The organism is Rhizobium sp. 0TCS1.26 (assembly GCF_050455525.1).
Taxonomy (GTDB): Bacteria; Pseudomonadota; Alphaproteobacteria; order Rhizobiales; family Rhizobiaceae; genus Neorhizobium.
Genome location: NZ_JBCIYV010000002.1, coordinates 655217 through 668658 on the forward strand (window position 1 = coordinate 655217; position 13442 = coordinate 668658).

The following is a 13442-nucleotide window of genomic DNA, read 5'->3' on the forward strand; positions in this document are numbered from 1 at the left end:
CATGTCGCCATCATGTCTTGCGAGAATTCGCGTGGACCGGCCTCTTTACCACCCTCCTCCGCCACCACCGCCGCCGCCGCCGCCTGAGGAGCCACCGCCCGACGAAAAGCCGGAGGACGAGGACGATGCCTTGGGCGTCGGGATCGTCGAGGCGATGGTCGAGGCCATCGACGAGGAAAACCCGCCGATGCGATCGCCAAAGCCGCCGCCATAGGCACCACTGTACCAGCCGGGTTGATAGGCCGCCGCAGCCGCACCGGCCGCAGCCGTTGCCAGCCATGTCTCGAAGGCGCGGCTCCAGGGCTTTTCGACACCGAGCGCCACGGCATAGGGCAGCAGCTTTTCGAAATGCGTCGGCGACATGGTCGGGGCGCCCGCCATGTTCATGCGGTCCTTCTCGGCAAGCGTCAGGTAGGTGCGCAGTCCCTCGATGCCGGCTGACAGCTTGGCGCCGAGCGGCGTCGGTGCACCCATCAGGAAGAAGAACATCACATTGGCGAGCACGATGCCGCCGACCGCCACCAGCAGCGGCCAGTGATCGCGACCGCCGAGTTCGGCAAACATCGCGACGATCGCCCCGGCCATGACCGAAAGCGCGACAAGGCCGACAAAGCCGAGGAAGATGATGGAGACGATCTTCGACAGCAGCGAGCGTCCGCGACGAAGCCGCTTGCCGAAGGAGACGGCAAGGACCCCGAAGATGACGGCCGACACCGCTGGCACCAGAAGGATGCCCATCATGTCGGGCTCGAGATTGCCGAACACCAGAAGCGCCAGGATGGCTGCCACGCTGAGCGCCACGCCGCCGACGATATAGCCGACATTGCCATGGTAGTATTTGCCGCGATGTTCCTTCTCGATCGACTTGCGGAACTCCTGGCCCAGCGTTTCGACGCGACTGCCATTGTCCGCATCGATCACCAGGACGTCACCCGGTCCGCCGATCGACTGCAACAGGACCGCCTGCCCGGGGGGCAGATCCTTGCGGTTCGCCTTGTCGGTGCGGCGAATGGTGATTGACGCATCGAGGTCTTCCAGCGTCACGTGGCCTTTGACCGCGAGATCGAGCGCGCTCGCGGCAAGTGCCGTCCAGCCGCCGCCGGAAAAGCCCTTGTTATCGACATAGTTGACGAGTGCCGGCGACAGGCCCTCCGGCGCATCCCAGCGCGGAACGACAACGCCGCCCTCCGGATCCCGCCCGACCCGGCGCCAGTTGACCGAGTAGTAAAGCAGCACCAGTGCCAGGCCACCGAGGGCGATGATCGTGCCGATGTGGTCGCGCCACCACCAGCTGCGCTGCTGCTCGGCCGACGGAGGCTGGATGACGCCCTTGGGGATGGAGGCGACGATGGTCAGTCCCTCGCCCGCACCGAGCATGCCGGTGGCTTCAAAGTTCGCCTCATCGCCGCTCACGGACATCCGCGCGGCGCTCTCGGTCGAGCCGAGCGGTCCCGTGTAGACGGCGGTGCGCCCGACACGGGCACCGTCCGGCAGCGTCACCGTTGCCGAGGCCCGCGCGATGCGGAACATCCAGCCGTTGCCGGTGACGTTCCAGTAGAGTTCGTCGTGATCGTCGAAGTAGCGGATCTGCCGGTCGGTGCGATAGGTGAAGACGTAGGTGTGCGCACCGTTGCTCAGAAGCACGTCTGGCGAACCGGCATACACGCGCACGCCACCTGTAATGCTCTCCGTGCGGAACGGCTCGTCCTCGCCATCGCGGGTGAGCGATAGCATTTCGAAATCGACGCGTACCGTGCGACCATCGGCATCCTGCATGGTCAGCGGAAAATCGCGAAAGATGCCGCGCCGGATGTTTTCGCCCTCGGCATTGACGGTGATCGTCTCGGCGACCGTCAACTGGCCGTCAGTGGCGATCTCTATGTCGGAGTGGTAGGCGCGGATGTATTCCTCCGCCGCGGCGGTTCGCGTCAGAAGCGGCAGGCAGAGAATGACGGCGAGCACACCTGCCAGGCCGCGACCAGAGAACCACCGCATCGGGATTTGTTCCTTACGTCATGTGTTGGAGCCGGACGGCGCCGAAGCAGGGAGATGAATAGAAGCCGCGGCCTTACGTGTAGGTGACGCCGAGCGATGCCATGGCATCCCAATAGTCTGGATAGGTTTTCGCCACGCAGTCTGGGTCGAGGATGGTGATGCCGCCGATCTTCATGCCGGCCAGTGCGAAGCTCATGGCGATCCGGTGATCGGCAAAGGTGTCGATCTCGGCCGGCAGCGTCTGGCCGGCAAGCGTGGGATCCGCGGCAATGATCAGATCGTCGCCCTCCTCCGTCGCGAGGCCCTGCCGGATAGTGTTGAGACCGGTGGACACGGCGCGGATGCGATCGCATTCCTTGACGCGCAGGTTGGCGATGCCGACGAAGCGCACCGGCGTTTCGTTGAAGGCGGCGAGAACCGCGATGGTCGGCACGGCATCCTGCATCTGGCTGCCATCGATGACGTCAGGCATGTGCGGAAAGGCGGCGATGATATCGTAGGCCTTGGCATCCGGCTGGGTGAAGGCATCGGCCGGCGTGCCGATGTCGATCGAACCACCGGTCAGCACCTCGGCAGCCCACAGATAGGTGGCGGCCGAGGCATCCGGCTCGATGTGGAAATTGGTGGCGGTATAGCCCGTCGGCCGGATCCGCCAGACGGATGGCGACGGCTGCTCGACCTCAGCCCCGAAGGCTCGCATGGCGGCAAGCGTCAGGTCGATATAGCCCCGTGCGCCAATATCGGCGCCGGCAAGCTCGATCTCGAAGGGTTCGGCGGCGCAGGCGGCTGCCATCAGCAAGGCCGAGACATACTGGCTGGAGAGCCCCGCATCGATGACCACGCGGTTGGCCGAAAACGCGCCCTTCGCGTCGATGGTGACCGGTGGGCAGCCTGTGGGCGCCTCAACAGAGACGCCCAGCGATTGCAGCGCCTCGACCAGCGGCAGGATCGGCCGCTTGCGCATGTGCTGGTCTCCGGCGACCACGTAGCGGCCGCGGCCGAGCGCCACGGCAGCGGTGAGGAAGCGCGTCGCGGTGCCGGCATTTCCGAGAAACAGCGGCTCGGCCGGCGCCTTGAGTTCACCGGTGCCGGTGACGACGAAGGTCGTCGCATCCGGCTCGTCGACCGTCACGCCCATCGCCCGCAGCGCCTGCGCCATATAGCGGGTGTCGTCGCTCTTCAGCGCGCCCGTCAGCAGGCTGGTGCCGCGAGCAAGACCTGCCAGCAGCAGCGCGCGGTTGGTGATCGATTTCGAGCCGGGAGGGCTGACGCGCCCCTGCAGCGGCTCGGTGACGGGGCGGATGGTCAGTCTGTCGATGCTCATGTCAGTCTAAAGCTCATGATCGGGCGCGCACGGCCCCGGCAAATGCGTGGATCAGAATTGGACCGCGGGAACGGCACGGTCGGCCTCGTTGGTGATCTCGAAATACGGCTTCTTGGTAAAGCCGAACTGGTTGGCGACGAGGTTGGACGGAACGCTCTCGACCTTGACGTTGAGATCCCGAGCGGCACCGTTGTAGTAACGCCGCGACATCTGCAGTTCGCCCTCGATGGTTTCGAGCGAGGCCTGCAGCTCGGAGAAGTTCTGGTTGGCCTTGAGATCGGGATAGGCTTCCGCGAGCGCGAAAAGCCTGCCGAGTGCCTGGCCAAGCAGGCCCTCTGCCTTGGCACGACCGGCGACATCATCGGCCGGCACCGCCTGCGCGTTGTTGCGCAGAGCCACGACCTCCTCGAACGTCGCTTTCTCGTGGGCGGCGTATCCCTTGACCGTCTCGATGAGGTTGGGGATCAGGTCTGCGCGACGCTTCAGCTGCACATCGATCCCGGACCAGGCTTCCTCCGCCATCTGCCGCGACTTGACCAGTCCATTGTAGATGAAGACGACGTAAAGCGCGACGAGTACGGCGATGCCGAGAATGATGTACATGAAGCGGTCCTTTATCTTTTAGCTTCAACGCTGATCGCGTCTTCTTGACTGGCAGGACGGACAGTAACAGTCGCCCTCCTTTACATCCCGACGATGGACCAGCCCATGAATAACACCGCCATCGGCGTCAAACTTGGGTATCAGCGGTTCAAAGAAGCGACCGTCCAGAAACTCGTAGCGCCGCCACGTCGCATAGGCAACCAGATCAGCAAGCTGGACCAACCGGGAAGCGCGCGAGTCGACGAACAAAGGCACTTCTGCGAGATTTCGATAGCTTCCCCACCGCCCACCATTGACCCGAAAATGCCGAGACAATGCCTGCAACGGCTGCTCATGTTTCGTCTCGTCCATGATGATCAGCCCGCGATGCGCTTCATTCGTCCTATGGTAGTTGCGCTGCAGGAATAGGTTAAAACGATTACAGAGCTCTTCGAATGCGAGGGAAACCGGGTCCTCGGGGCAACCGCAGCCTTATCCACCGCTACGGCGAACAACCGGACGCCCGAATTATGTTGAAGGCAATACAGCGCGTCATTGATCATCCGCTCGCGGTGAGCACGCTCCCGAATGGAGCGCCACAGCGCGCCCCTGCCGCTGTACATCGGGCTACCATGAAGCTCGATATCGTCGCCCGGGCCGAGGCCGAATGCGGCAACGCAGTCGTCGACAGCTTTGATGAGGTGATAAATGCTGCGTTCGAAAATCGAAACGCCGCCCAAGACGAAATATCTTTCATCGGGGTTTTCGACGTGCCCAGAGTCATCCACATAAAGAATATGCATCGGACCGCCAATAAAAAGGCAGCCGAGTGAGACATATGCCTCAGCGAACCGCAAATAAGCAGCTCTCTCAACCGCACGTTTTATATAGTTGGAACGTCCGTGGCCGTCAATGACCGCCGATCAGGCCGCTCTCTCAACGTTGATGCCGCCGGCATCGGTCAGCAGGAATGCCTCGCCGCAGGCCTTGGCAAGCGTGCGAACCCGCAGGATGTAGCTCTGCCGTTCGGTGACCGAGATCACGCCGCGGGCATCCAGCAGATTGAATACGTGGCTGGCCTTGATGCACTGGTCGTAGGCCGGGAAGACGCATTTGTGGACATGACCGGCATCGCCGGGTGCGCCGGCTGCCAAGAGCGCCAGGCACTCCTTTTCCGCATCCTCGAAGTGGCGCAGCAGCATATCGGTATTGGCGAACTCGAAGTTGTGGCGGGAATACTCCTGCTCGGCCTGCAGGAAGACGTCACCGTAGGAAATCTTCTCTTCGCCTTCGCGGCCATTGAAGTTCAGATCGTAGACATTGTCGACGCCCTGGACATACATGGCGAGGCGCTCGAGGCCGTAGGTCAGTTCGCCGGCGACCGGCGAGCATTCAATGCCGCAGACCTGCTGGAAATAGGTGAACTGGCTAACTTCCATGCCGTCGCACCAGCATTCCCAACCAAGGCCCCAGGCGCCGAGTGTCGGGCTTTCCCAGTCGTCCTCGACGAACCGCACATCGTGCAGCAGCGGATCGAGACCGATCGCCGCCAGCGAGCCGAGGTAGAGTTCCTGGAGGTTCGACGGGTTCGGCTTCAGGATCACCTGATACTGGTAGTAGTGCTGCAACCGGTTGGGGTTTTCGCCGTAGCGACCATCCGAGGGGCGCCGCGACGGCTGCACATAGGCGGCTTTCCATGGCTTGGGGCCGAGCGCCCTCAGCGTGGTGGCCGGATGGAAGGTACCGGCGCCGACCTCCATGTCGTAGGGCTGGAGAACGGCGCAACCCTTGTCCGCCCAGTAGGCGTGCAGCGTCAGGATCAGCGCCTGGAAGGAGCGCTTCGGGTCCATGTGCGGGGCAAGTGTCTGGGTCATGGCAAGCGTCTACGTGGATTGAAGGATGCGGACGAGTGCCACGCACCGCAGATAGCGTCAAGGATTTATGCAGCCGGTGCGTCCGCCCCCTGCCTCGATCGGGAATTCGTGCTATGCCTGTCGCCTGAGCACCGGGACTACGATCATGAACGTCAAGAACACGATCACGCTGTCGGACCGCTATCTTCGCCACGCGGAGAAGCTCGTCGAGGATGGCCAGTTTCCATCGATCGACAAGGTCGTCGAGGCCGGCATCGACGAGTTGATACGCGCGGACGAACTCACGCCGGAACAGAACGATGCGGTGACCCGCATGGGCGGCGAGATCCGCCGAAGGCTGGATGGACCTCGGGAAGATTTCATCCCTTGGGATGGTGAAGCGCTGGCGAACCGGATCAAGGCGAAGCTCGACGACAAGTACCAAGGCCGCTGATGCGATATGGCATTATCCGGCACAGGCTCATCGAAAGGGACCTGCTGGAGATTACCGACTATATCGCGTCATACGCAGGCCTTGCGGCGGGCAAGGCGAAGGTCGAACAGATAACGGAGTTTATCTCTCGACTGGCAGACGATCCTAAGATTGGCTCGCTTCGTGAAGAGCTGAGACCCGGACTGCGCGCCATCCCTGTGGCAGAAAAGGCCGTCGTCTGCTTCACAGTCGATGACGAGACCCGCACCATATTCATCATAGGCATAAGCTATGCAGGCAGCGACTGGAACGCGAGGGTAAAGGAGAGACAGTGAGTGGGTGTCACTCCTCGTCGCTCTTCCTGACGCGATATTCGCCGGTCGCCGGATCCTTTTCCAGGGTTCCCATGGCACCGGTCTGCTGCTCTCGCTCTTCCTGCCGGCGCCGGTGCGCGAGCTTCTGCGCATCGGAAATGAAGCGGCGGTAGAGATACCAACCGCCGCCGATGAGCACCGCCAGAAACAGAAGCTGCGCCATGTTCCCCCTCCCAGGTGTCAGAGCCCGTAACGGCTCCACAATGCCCGTTCTTCCAGGCTTGCAGCAAGCCCGGTGGCGGCCGACACGGCAAGTTCGGCAGCGTTGTCCATTCCGCCGCCGAGGATGCTCGGCAGCCGCCGGCCGAGCAGACTGCGGGCGCCGCCGACCAGTTCGAGCTTCGTCTGCGGTCCGAAACGCCGCTTCAGCACGTCGCGCATCTCGCCGGCGCCGTCGACAAGGCCGAGCTCGACGCCGCGCAGACCGGTCCAGAACAGGCCGGAAAAGATCGTCGCATCATCCGCCAGGCGCTCGCCGCGGCGGGTCTTCACCATGTCGATGAAGACCTTGTGGATCTCCAGCTGCAGCGTCTTCAGATATTCGATATCCGACTGCTTTTCCGGCTGGAATGGATCGAGGATGACCTTGTTTTCGCCGGAGGTGTAGACGCGGCGCTCGACGCCGGCCTTCTTCAACAGCTCGGGGAAACCGAAACCGCCGGATACCACGCCGATCGACCCGACGATCGAGGTCGCGTCGACGAAGATCTCGTCGCCGGCAAGCGCGATCATGTAGCCGCCCGAAGCCGCGACGTCCTCGACGAAGATCAGCACACGCTTGTTCTTCTCTTCGGCAAGCGCCCGGATGCGCTGGTAGATCAGCCGCGACTGGACCGGCGAGCCACCCGGCGAGTTGATCGAGATGGCAACGACCGGAGCGTCCTTCTTGGAGAAGGCCTTTTCGAGGGCTCCTGCAGAGGTTGCGAGATTGAGCGCCGGACGAAGCTGGCTGCCGCCTGTCATGATCGCGCCATGCAGCCGCACGACCGGAATCGTCAGCCCTTCCTTGCGCAGTCGTTTCGGCAAGAGCCGCTTCAACATCCCAGCCATTTCATCTCCTGTTTCAATAGGTTCTTGCGGAGATGTAAGCTGCGGTGGAGCCGGCGCAATGGCAGACGCCATAAATTCCGCGTCATTCAGCGGCCTTCGCGGTGGTAGGCGGCGCGGCCGTTGTTGAGATCGTCGACCTGTTGGGTGAATGGGTGGCCGGCACCATCGTGCATGAAAAGCGGGGCCCGTATTGCGAGGCGCGAGCGCGATCCCTTGATCGCCGTCACCAGAAGACGAATGGCGCTTTCGCCGGGGCGCGGGTGGATGGCCGTCAGTTCCAACCCGCCGAACCGGTTGCCGCAGGCGGCGATGATCTCGGCCACCGATTGCGGCCGGGCGATCAACGACAGCTGCCCGCCGGGCACCATGATGGCAGCGGCGGTGCGGATCCAGCTGTCGAACAGGTTTTCGGTCATCGCATGCGCCTGCGCCTTCAGCTCGTCCGGCGTCGTGCGGTCGCGGCTGTCGTTGAATGGCGGGTTCATGATCACGTGATCGAAGGCATTGTCGGGCAGGCCCGCCTCCATACGCGCCTTTCCGCGCAGCGTCACGTCCGCCTCCACCACCTTTGCCCGCGGGCGCAATACAGCATTCTCAGCGAGTTCCAGCGTCCGTCGCGCATAGCCGGCCATCAGCGGAGAACGCTCGACCAGCGTCACCTGCGCCGCGTCGAGACGGGCGGCCACGCCGAGACCCGCAGCGCCGGCACCTGCGCCGAGGTCCGCCACGCGTATCGCACCCTCACCGGTCACCAGCGATGCCAGCAGCATCGCATCCATGCCGGCGCGATGACCGCCGTCCTTCGGCTGCAGCAGATGGAAGCGTCCGCGGTGGAAGGCGTCGATCGTGTCGGTCATTGGCGTGCTACTCGTCACCGTCCCGAAGCTCGGCCGCCAGGCCGGCATCGGTCATCAGCCGCCGTGCCTCGTCGTACCGCTCGGCCTCCACCAGCAGCCGCTGCGGCAAAAGGCCCAGGGAACCTTCGAGGATGCTCATCGATTGGTCAGCCACCAGGCAATGGATGCCGGCATCCTTGAGAAGGCTCGTCGCGAAGGACAGGACCACCGCATTGTTTGTGCGGATCAATTCTTTCATTGCGTCGAACCACTTCAATTGTCGGTCATGAGGAACATTGGCACTTGCCGCAGCCAACGCCCCTTTCTATTGTCCGCCGCAAAACTTGAACAGGAGGCCGGATCGTTGGGCGTCGTTATTCCGCTCGAAGAGGGCAAAAGCAAGCAGGCATCCGTCCAACCCCTGGTCGACCTGACCAAGGCGGACATGGACAGGGTGAACCAGCTTATCCTGTCAAAAGCCGGTTCCGACGTACAGATGATTCCGGAAGTCGCCAACCACCTGATTTCGTCGGGTGGCAAGCGCCTGCGGCCGATGCTGACGCTCGCCTCGGCGGAGATGTTCGGCTATTCCGGCGAAGGCCACATCAAGCTCGCCACCAGCGTCGAATTCATGCACACGGCGACGCTGCTGCACGACGACGTAGTCGACGAGAGCGACCTCAGGCGCGGCAAGTCGACCGCCCGGATGATCTGGGGCAACCAGGCAAGCGTGCTGGTCGGCGATTTCCTGCTCGGCCAGGCGTTCAAGATGATGGTCGAGGTCGGCTCGCTCGACGCGCTCGACGTGCTGGCGACGGCCGCCTCGGTGATTGCCGAGGGCGAAGTGCTGCAGCTTTCCGTCGCCAAGAACATGGAGACGACGGAAGACGACTATCTGTCGGTCATCCGTGCCAAGACGGCGGCCCTGTTTGCCGCCGCCGCCGAAGTCGGGCCGATCATCGCCGGTACGGACCGGGCTACCCGTGCGGCGCTGAAATCCTACGGCATGAACCTCGGCCTTGCCTTCCAGCTGGTCGACGACGCGCTGGACTATGGCGGCAAGGCAGCCGATCTCGGCAAGAACGTCGGCGACGACTTCCGCGAGGGCAAGATCACCCTGCCGGTCATCCTCTCGTATCGCCGGGGAAGCGAAGAAGACCGGGCGTTCTGGAAGACGGCCATCGAACAGAGCGAGAGCAGCGACGCGAACCTCGAGCGGGCGCTCGGGCTGATCACGCGCTACAACGGCCTGTCCGATACGATTGCCCGCGCCAAGCATTACGGCGCCATTGCCCGCGACGCGCTGTCGCCGCTTCCGGCCTCCGCCCACAAGGCGGCGCTGATGGAAGTCATCGATTTCTGCATCGAGCGCGTAAACTGACGACGGAGCGGCGAAAGCCGCTCTGCCGCCGCCTTCAGATTCTTGCGGACCTGCTCCAAAAAAGCCATTCTATGGTGAATCATCGGCGCAGGATTCATGGCGGCCACAGGGCCGCCCTCAGCTTTTCATGAGAGGCACCTTCATGCGGCAGAAATTCGCCCTTCGTCTGCTATCCAGCGCGACGTTCGGGGCAGCTCTTATCCTGGCATCCGCAGCGCTCCAGCCAGCCGCCGCGCAGGACAAGCCGGTCACCGAGGCGCCGATCTTCTCCTCCGAAAAGGTGAATACCTTTTCCGGCGCTTTCCTCGCCGCCCGCACGGCGGATGTCGACCACGACTATTCGACCGCCATCGCACTCTACGAGAAGGCGCTGCAGTTCGAGCCCGCCAATATCGACATCCGCGAGCGGCTGATGATTTCGCTGCTGATGAACGGCCAGTTCGACGAGAGCCTCAGGCATGTCGAGGCGCTGAAGGATGACGACGCGGTGGAGCGGGTGACGACGATCGTCCGCGGGCTCGATGCTATCCGCAAGAACGACAATGCCAATGCCGAGAAGATCCTCGCCTACAAGGGCGCCAACGATCTCGACCGGCTGACGCATGCGTTGCTGATCGGTTGGGCGAAAGTCGGCGCAGGCAAGGGTGCCGACGCCGTCAAGTCGCTGAAGAGCCTCAAGGGCCCCGACTGGTTCAAGGTGTTTACCGAATACCACATGGGCGCCATGGCACTGGTTGCCGGCGACGCGCAGCTGGCGCGTACCCACCTGACCACTGCGATCACCAACCAGGAAGCCGTCGCCACCACGCCCGACACCTTCATGAGAGCGGTGATGGCGCTCGCCCGGCTCGAAGCATCGCAGGGCAACAAGCAGAAGGCGCTGGACGCGATCTCGGTCGCCGAGCGGCTGATCTCCAACTACGCGCCGCTGAAGGCGCTGCGCCAGAGCATCGAAAAGGGTGAGAAGCCCGAGCAGCAGGTGACGACGGCAACCCAAGGGGCAGCCGGCGTGCTGTTTGCCATTGGCAGCGCGCTGAACCGCCAGGGCGCCGAGGAAATGGTGTCGCTCTACCTGCAGATCTCCCATGCACTCGATCCGCAGAGCGCCGATACGCTGATCCTGCTCGGCGGCATCGCCGAAAAGCTGGAACAGCCGAAGCAGGCGATCGAGCTTTACGGCCGGGTTCCGGAAGGCTCGCCGATGCGCCGGATCTCCGAGCTACAGCTCGGCCTGACGCTTGCCCAGACGGGCGAAGTGGATGCGGCGCGCGAGCACCTGCGCAAGCTGATCGAATCCGATCCGAGCGATATCCGCAGCTACATCGCCTATGGCAGCGTGCTTTCCGATGCCAAGGACTATGCCGAGATGGCAAAGACCTACGACAAGGCGGTCGAAGTAATCGGCCCGGTGCCGCAGGCATCCGACTGGTCGGTATTCTTCCAGCGCGGCATCGCCTATGAGCGCCTGAAGGAGTGGGACAAGGCCGAGCCAAGCTTCCGCAAGGCGCTGGAGCTCAATCCCGAACAGCCGCAGGTGCTGAACTACCTCGGCTATTCCTGGGTCGACATGGACCGCAACCTGGAAGAAGGCTTGGCGATGATCCGCAAGGCCGTCGAGCTGCGTCCGGACGACGGCTACATCGTCGATTCGCTCGGCTGGGCCTATTACCGGCTTGGTCGCTACGACGATGCGGTGACGGAACTGGAGCGCGCCGTGCAGCTTCGCGCCGGCGACGTGACGATCAACGACCATCTGGGCGATGCCTACTGGCGGGTTGGCCGCAGGCTGGAGGCCACCTACCAGTGGCAGCGGGCGCTGACCATGAAGCCGGAATTGACCGATGTTCCGAAGATCGAGCAGAAGATCCGCGATGGCCTGGCAGATGCCGGACCGCCGCCGGTGCAGACGGCCATGGCAACGCCTGCCGCCACCGTTCCAGCCGCGCCCGCTGCCGCCGAAGCTCCCGCCGCCGAAGCGCCCACCGCAAAGCCGCCTGCCGAGCCGGCCACCTATACGGTCGGCGATGGCGACACGCTGTGGAAGATCGCCAATGACGCGCTGGGTGACGGCGACCGGGCCAAGGAGATCATCGAGATTAATCCGGAGCTGAAGCGCAATCCCAACCGGCTCCACCCCGGCCAGGTGCTGAAGATTCCGGCCACCGGCAACTGAGGCATGGGCGAACAGGTCGTCGAGAAGGCAGGCGCGAAGATCAACCTCGCGCTGCATGTGACGGGCCGGCGTGCCGACGGCTACCACCTGCTGGACAGCCTGGTGACCTTTGCCGGCCACGGCGACGACCTGTCCTTCGCTGCCGCGACCGAAGACCAGTTTCTGCTGTCCGGACGGTTTGCTTCAGGCCTCGCCGATGAGCCTGGGAACCTGGTGCTAAGGGCGCGTGACCGGCTGCGGCAGTGGCTGACCGATGCCGGCCAGGCCGCACCGCCAGTGCGCATCACGCTTGCAAAGGCGCTTCCCGTCGCCTCCGGCATCGGTGGCGGATCGGCGGATGCCGCCGCGGCACTGCGCGGGCTGATGCGCGTGTGGAACGCGACGCTGCCGGAACCCCACCTCTCGGACTTGGCGCTGTCGCTCGGCGCCGACGTTCCCATGTGCCTGGCCGGCCGGCCAGCCATGGTGCGCGGCATCGGCGAGCAGTTGTCGTCGGTTGCCCTGCCGGCCTTCGCCATGGTTCTGGTCAATCCGCTGATCGCCGTCTCGACGCCGGGTGTTTTCCGGTTCCTGACGCGGCGCGACAACCCGCCGATCCCCCCTCTTCCCAGCTCAACAGATCTTGGCGACTGGATCGCTTTTCTCAAGACCCTGCGCAACGATCTGGCGGCGCCAGCGCAGGATCTGGTACCCGAGATCGCCGAGACGTGCCGGCTGCTGGAGGAGAGCGGTGCGCTGCTTGCCCGGATGTCGGGCTCCGGCGCCACCTGCTTCGGCATCTATCCGGACATGCTCCACGCAGAGGCTGCAGCAGCACGGCTGGCAGCCGCGCATCCCGGTGCCTATATCCAGGCGACAGAAACACTTGCCGGAGAGACGCCATGAGCCGGATCGACGAGAGCCGCCCCTTCCTCCCCGTCGGGATCGCAGTGCTGACCGTGTCCGACACCCGCACAACTGCAGACGACAAGTCCGGCGACACACTGGTGCAGCGGATCGAAACGGCAGGGCACAGGCTGATCACCCGGGCTATTGTGCAGGACGACAAGGCGCAGATCGCCGAGCAAGTGAGAGAGTGGACGCTGCGCGACGACATCGACGTGGTGATCACCACCGGCGGGACCGGCTTTACCGGCCGCGATGTGACGCCGGAGGCGCTGGAGCCGCTTTTCGAAAAGCGGATGGACGGCTTTTCCGAGGTGTTCCACCGGATCTCCTACGACAAGATCGGCACCTCGACGATCCAATCACGCGCCACGGGCGGAGTTGCCAACGCCACCTTCATCTTCGTCCTGCCGGGGTCGCCCGGAGCCTGCAAGGACGCCTGGGACGGCATCCTGCAGGCGCAGCTCGACTACCGCCACATGCCCTGCAATTTCGTGGAGATCATGCCGCGGCTGGACGAACATCTGCGGCGCGGTGGCACGCAATAAGCCGTCAC

The 13442-nt window shown here is 63.7% G+C and carries 15 protein-coding genes and 1 pseudogene; 6 read left to right on the top strand and 10 right to left on the bottom strand.

Translation table 11 applies throughout. The annotated features are described in order from the left end of the window. Positions 1–45: 45 nt before the first annotated feature. From AAIH46_RS10345 to AAIH46_RS10370, 6 genes are all read right to left on the bottom strand, one after another. A complete protein-coding gene (locus AAIH46_RS10345) occupies positions 46–1995 on the bottom strand; it encodes a DUF2207 domain-containing protein (protein WP_430305777.1) in 1950 nt (649 codons plus the stop codon). A gap of 73 nt (positions 1996–2068) precedes the next feature. After that, on the bottom strand, positions 2069–3313 hold the full coding sequence (gene aroA, locus AAIH46_RS10350) for a 3-phosphoshikimate 1-carboxyvinyltransferase (protein WP_430306535.1): 1245 nt from the start codon (positions 3311–3313) through the stop codon (positions 2069–2071). Between the two features lie 57 nt (positions 3314–3370). Beyond that, on the bottom strand, positions 3371–3922 hold the full coding sequence (locus AAIH46_RS10355; RefSeq protein WP_430305778.1) for a LemA family protein: 552 nt from the start codon (positions 3920–3922) through the stop codon (positions 3371–3373). A gap of 24 nt (positions 3923–3946) precedes the next feature. Continuing rightward, a complete protein-coding gene (locus tag AAIH46_RS10360; protein WP_430306536.1) occupies positions 3947–4324 on the bottom strand; it encodes a DUF3800 domain-containing protein in 378 nt (125 codons plus the stop codon). Next, positions 4279–4704 (bottom strand): DUF3800 domain-containing protein, encoded by a 426-nt coding sequence (locus AAIH46_RS10365; protein ID WP_430305779.1) that lies wholly within the window; start codon positions 4702–4704, stop codon positions 4279–4281. The genes AAIH46_RS10360 and AAIH46_RS10365 overlap by 46 nt, the downstream gene beginning before the upstream one ends. Positions 4705–4824: 120 nt before the next feature. Then, complete coding sequence (locus tag AAIH46_RS10370; RefSeq protein ID WP_430305780.1) at positions 4825–5775, bottom strand: glycine--tRNA ligase subunit alpha; 951 nt, start codon at positions 5773–5775, stop codon at positions 4825–4827. Between the two features lie 145 nt (positions 5776–5920). Here AAIH46_RS10370 and AAIH46_RS10375 point away from each other — a divergent pair, with 145 nt between their 5' ends. Both AAIH46_RS10375 and AAIH46_RS10380 read left to right on the top strand, forming a co-directional pair. After that, positions 5921–6208 carry a hypothetical protein gene (locus AAIH46_RS10375; RefSeq protein WP_430305781.1) on the top strand — a complete coding sequence of 96 codons (288 nt, stop codon included), beginning with the start codon at positions 5921–5923 and terminating at the stop codon, positions 6206–6208. Then, the gene (locus AAIH46_RS10380; RefSeq protein ID WP_430305782.1) at positions 6208–6522 is read left to right on the top strand and encodes a type II toxin-antitoxin system RelE/ParE family toxin; all 315 of its coding nucleotides are present in this window, start codon (positions 6208–6210) and stop codon (positions 6520–6522) included. The genes AAIH46_RS10375 and AAIH46_RS10380 overlap by 1 nt, the downstream gene beginning before the upstream one ends. A 7-nt stretch (positions 6523–6529) precedes the next feature. On the opposite strand, the gene AAIH46_RS10385 is transcribed toward AAIH46_RS10380, so the two are convergent. The 4 genes from AAIH46_RS10385 to AAIH46_RS10400 form a co-directional block, all read right to left on the bottom strand. Beyond that, the gene (locus AAIH46_RS10385) at positions 6530–6724 is read right to left on the bottom strand and encodes a hypothetical protein (protein ID WP_430305783.1); all 195 of its coding nucleotides are present in this window, start codon (positions 6722–6724) and stop codon (positions 6530–6532) included. A 17-nt stretch (positions 6725–6741) separates the two neighbouring features. Continuing rightward, a complete protein-coding gene (locus tag AAIH46_RS10390; RefSeq protein ID WP_430305784.1) occupies positions 6742–7611 on the bottom strand; it encodes a S49 family peptidase in 870 nt (289 codons plus the stop codon). A gap of 86 nt (positions 7612–7697) precedes the next feature. After that, positions 7698–8468, bottom strand: coding sequence for a tRNA1(Val) (adenine(37)-N6)-methyltransferase (locus AAIH46_RS10395; protein WP_430305785.1), 771 nt, complete (start codon positions 8466–8468; stop codon positions 7698–7700). Between the two features lie 7 nt (positions 8469–8475). Then, positions 8476–8706 (bottom strand): DUF2007 domain-containing protein, encoded by a 231-nt coding sequence (locus AAIH46_RS10400; RefSeq protein WP_430305786.1) that lies wholly within the window; start codon positions 8704–8706, stop codon positions 8476–8478. A gap of 105 nt (positions 8707–8811) precedes the next feature. Here AAIH46_RS10400 and AAIH46_RS10405 point away from each other — a divergent pair, with 105 nt between their 5' ends. From AAIH46_RS10405 to moaB, 4 genes and pseudogenes are all read left to right on the top strand, one after another. After that, on the top strand, positions 8812–9828 hold the full coding sequence (locus AAIH46_RS10405) for a polyprenyl synthetase family protein (RefSeq protein WP_430305787.1): 1017 nt from the start codon (positions 8812–8814) through the stop codon (positions 9826–9828). Between the two features lie 142 nt (positions 9829–9970). Then, positions 9971–11830: pseudogene (locus tag AAIH46_RS10410) on the top strand (tetratricopeptide repeat protein); the annotation flags it as partial. A 174-nt stretch (positions 11831–12004) separates the two neighbouring features. Continuing rightward, entirely contained in the window at positions 12005–12886 is an 882-nt protein-coding gene (locus AAIH46_RS10415) for a 4-(cytidine 5'-diphospho)-2-C-methyl-D-erythritol kinase (RefSeq protein WP_430305788.1), read from the top strand. Next, positions 12883–13434, top strand: a complete 552-nt coding sequence (gene moaB, locus AAIH46_RS10420) for a molybdenum cofactor biosynthesis protein B (protein ID WP_430305789.1) — start codon at positions 12883–12885, stop codon at positions 13432–13434. Before AAIH46_RS10415 ends, moaB begins: the two co-directional genes overlap by 4 nt. Positions 13435–13442 lie beyond the last annotated feature (8 nt).

Excerpts from the sequence above, each read along its gene's own strand:
- AAIH46_RS10345 (WP_430305777.1), bottom strand. The coding sequence starts at position 1,995 with ATGCGGTGGTTCTCTGGTCGCGGCCTGGCAGGTGTGCTCGCCGTCATT.
- AAIH46_RS10355 (WP_430305778.1), bottom strand. The coding sequence starts at position 3,922 with ATGTACATCATTCTCGGCATCGCCGTACTCGTCGCGCTTTACGTCGTC.
- AAIH46_RS10365 (WP_430305779.1), bottom strand. The coding sequence starts at position 4,704 with ATGCATATTCTTTATGTGGATGACTCTGGGCACGTCGAAAACCCCGAT.
- AAIH46_RS10370 (WP_430305780.1), bottom strand. The coding sequence starts at position 5,775 with ATGACCCAGACACTTGCCCCGCACATGGACCCGAAGCGCTCCTTCCAG.
- AAIH46_RS10375 (WP_430305781.1), top strand. The coding sequence starts at position 5,921 with ATGAACGTCAAGAACACGATCACGCTGTCGGACCGCTATCTTCGCCAC.
- AAIH46_RS10380 (WP_430305782.1), top strand. The coding sequence starts at position 6,208 with ATGCGATATGGCATTATCCGGCACAGGCTCATCGAAAGGGACCTGCTG.
- AAIH46_RS10385 (WP_430305783.1), bottom strand. The coding sequence starts at position 6,724 with ATGGCGCAGCTTCTGTTTCTGGCGGTGCTCATCGGCGGCGGTTGGTAT.
- AAIH46_RS10390 (WP_430305784.1), bottom strand. The coding sequence starts at position 7,611 with ATGGCTGGGATGTTGAAGCGGCTCTTGCCGAAACGACTGCGCAAGGAA.
- AAIH46_RS10395 (WP_430305785.1), bottom strand. The coding sequence starts at position 8,468 with ATGACCGACACGATCGACGCCTTCCACCGCGGACGCTTCCATCTGCTG.
- AAIH46_RS10400 (WP_430305786.1), bottom strand. The coding sequence starts at position 8,706 with ATGAAAGAATTGATCCGCACAAACAATGCGGTGGTCCTGTCCTTCGCG.
- AAIH46_RS10415 (WP_430305788.1), top strand. The coding sequence starts at position 12,005 with ATGGGCGAACAGGTCGTCGAGAAGGCAGGCGCGAAGATCAACCTCGCG.
- moaB (WP_430305789.1), top strand. The coding sequence starts at position 12,883 with ATGAGCCGGATCGACGAGAGCCGCCCCTTCCTCCCCGTCGGGATCGCA.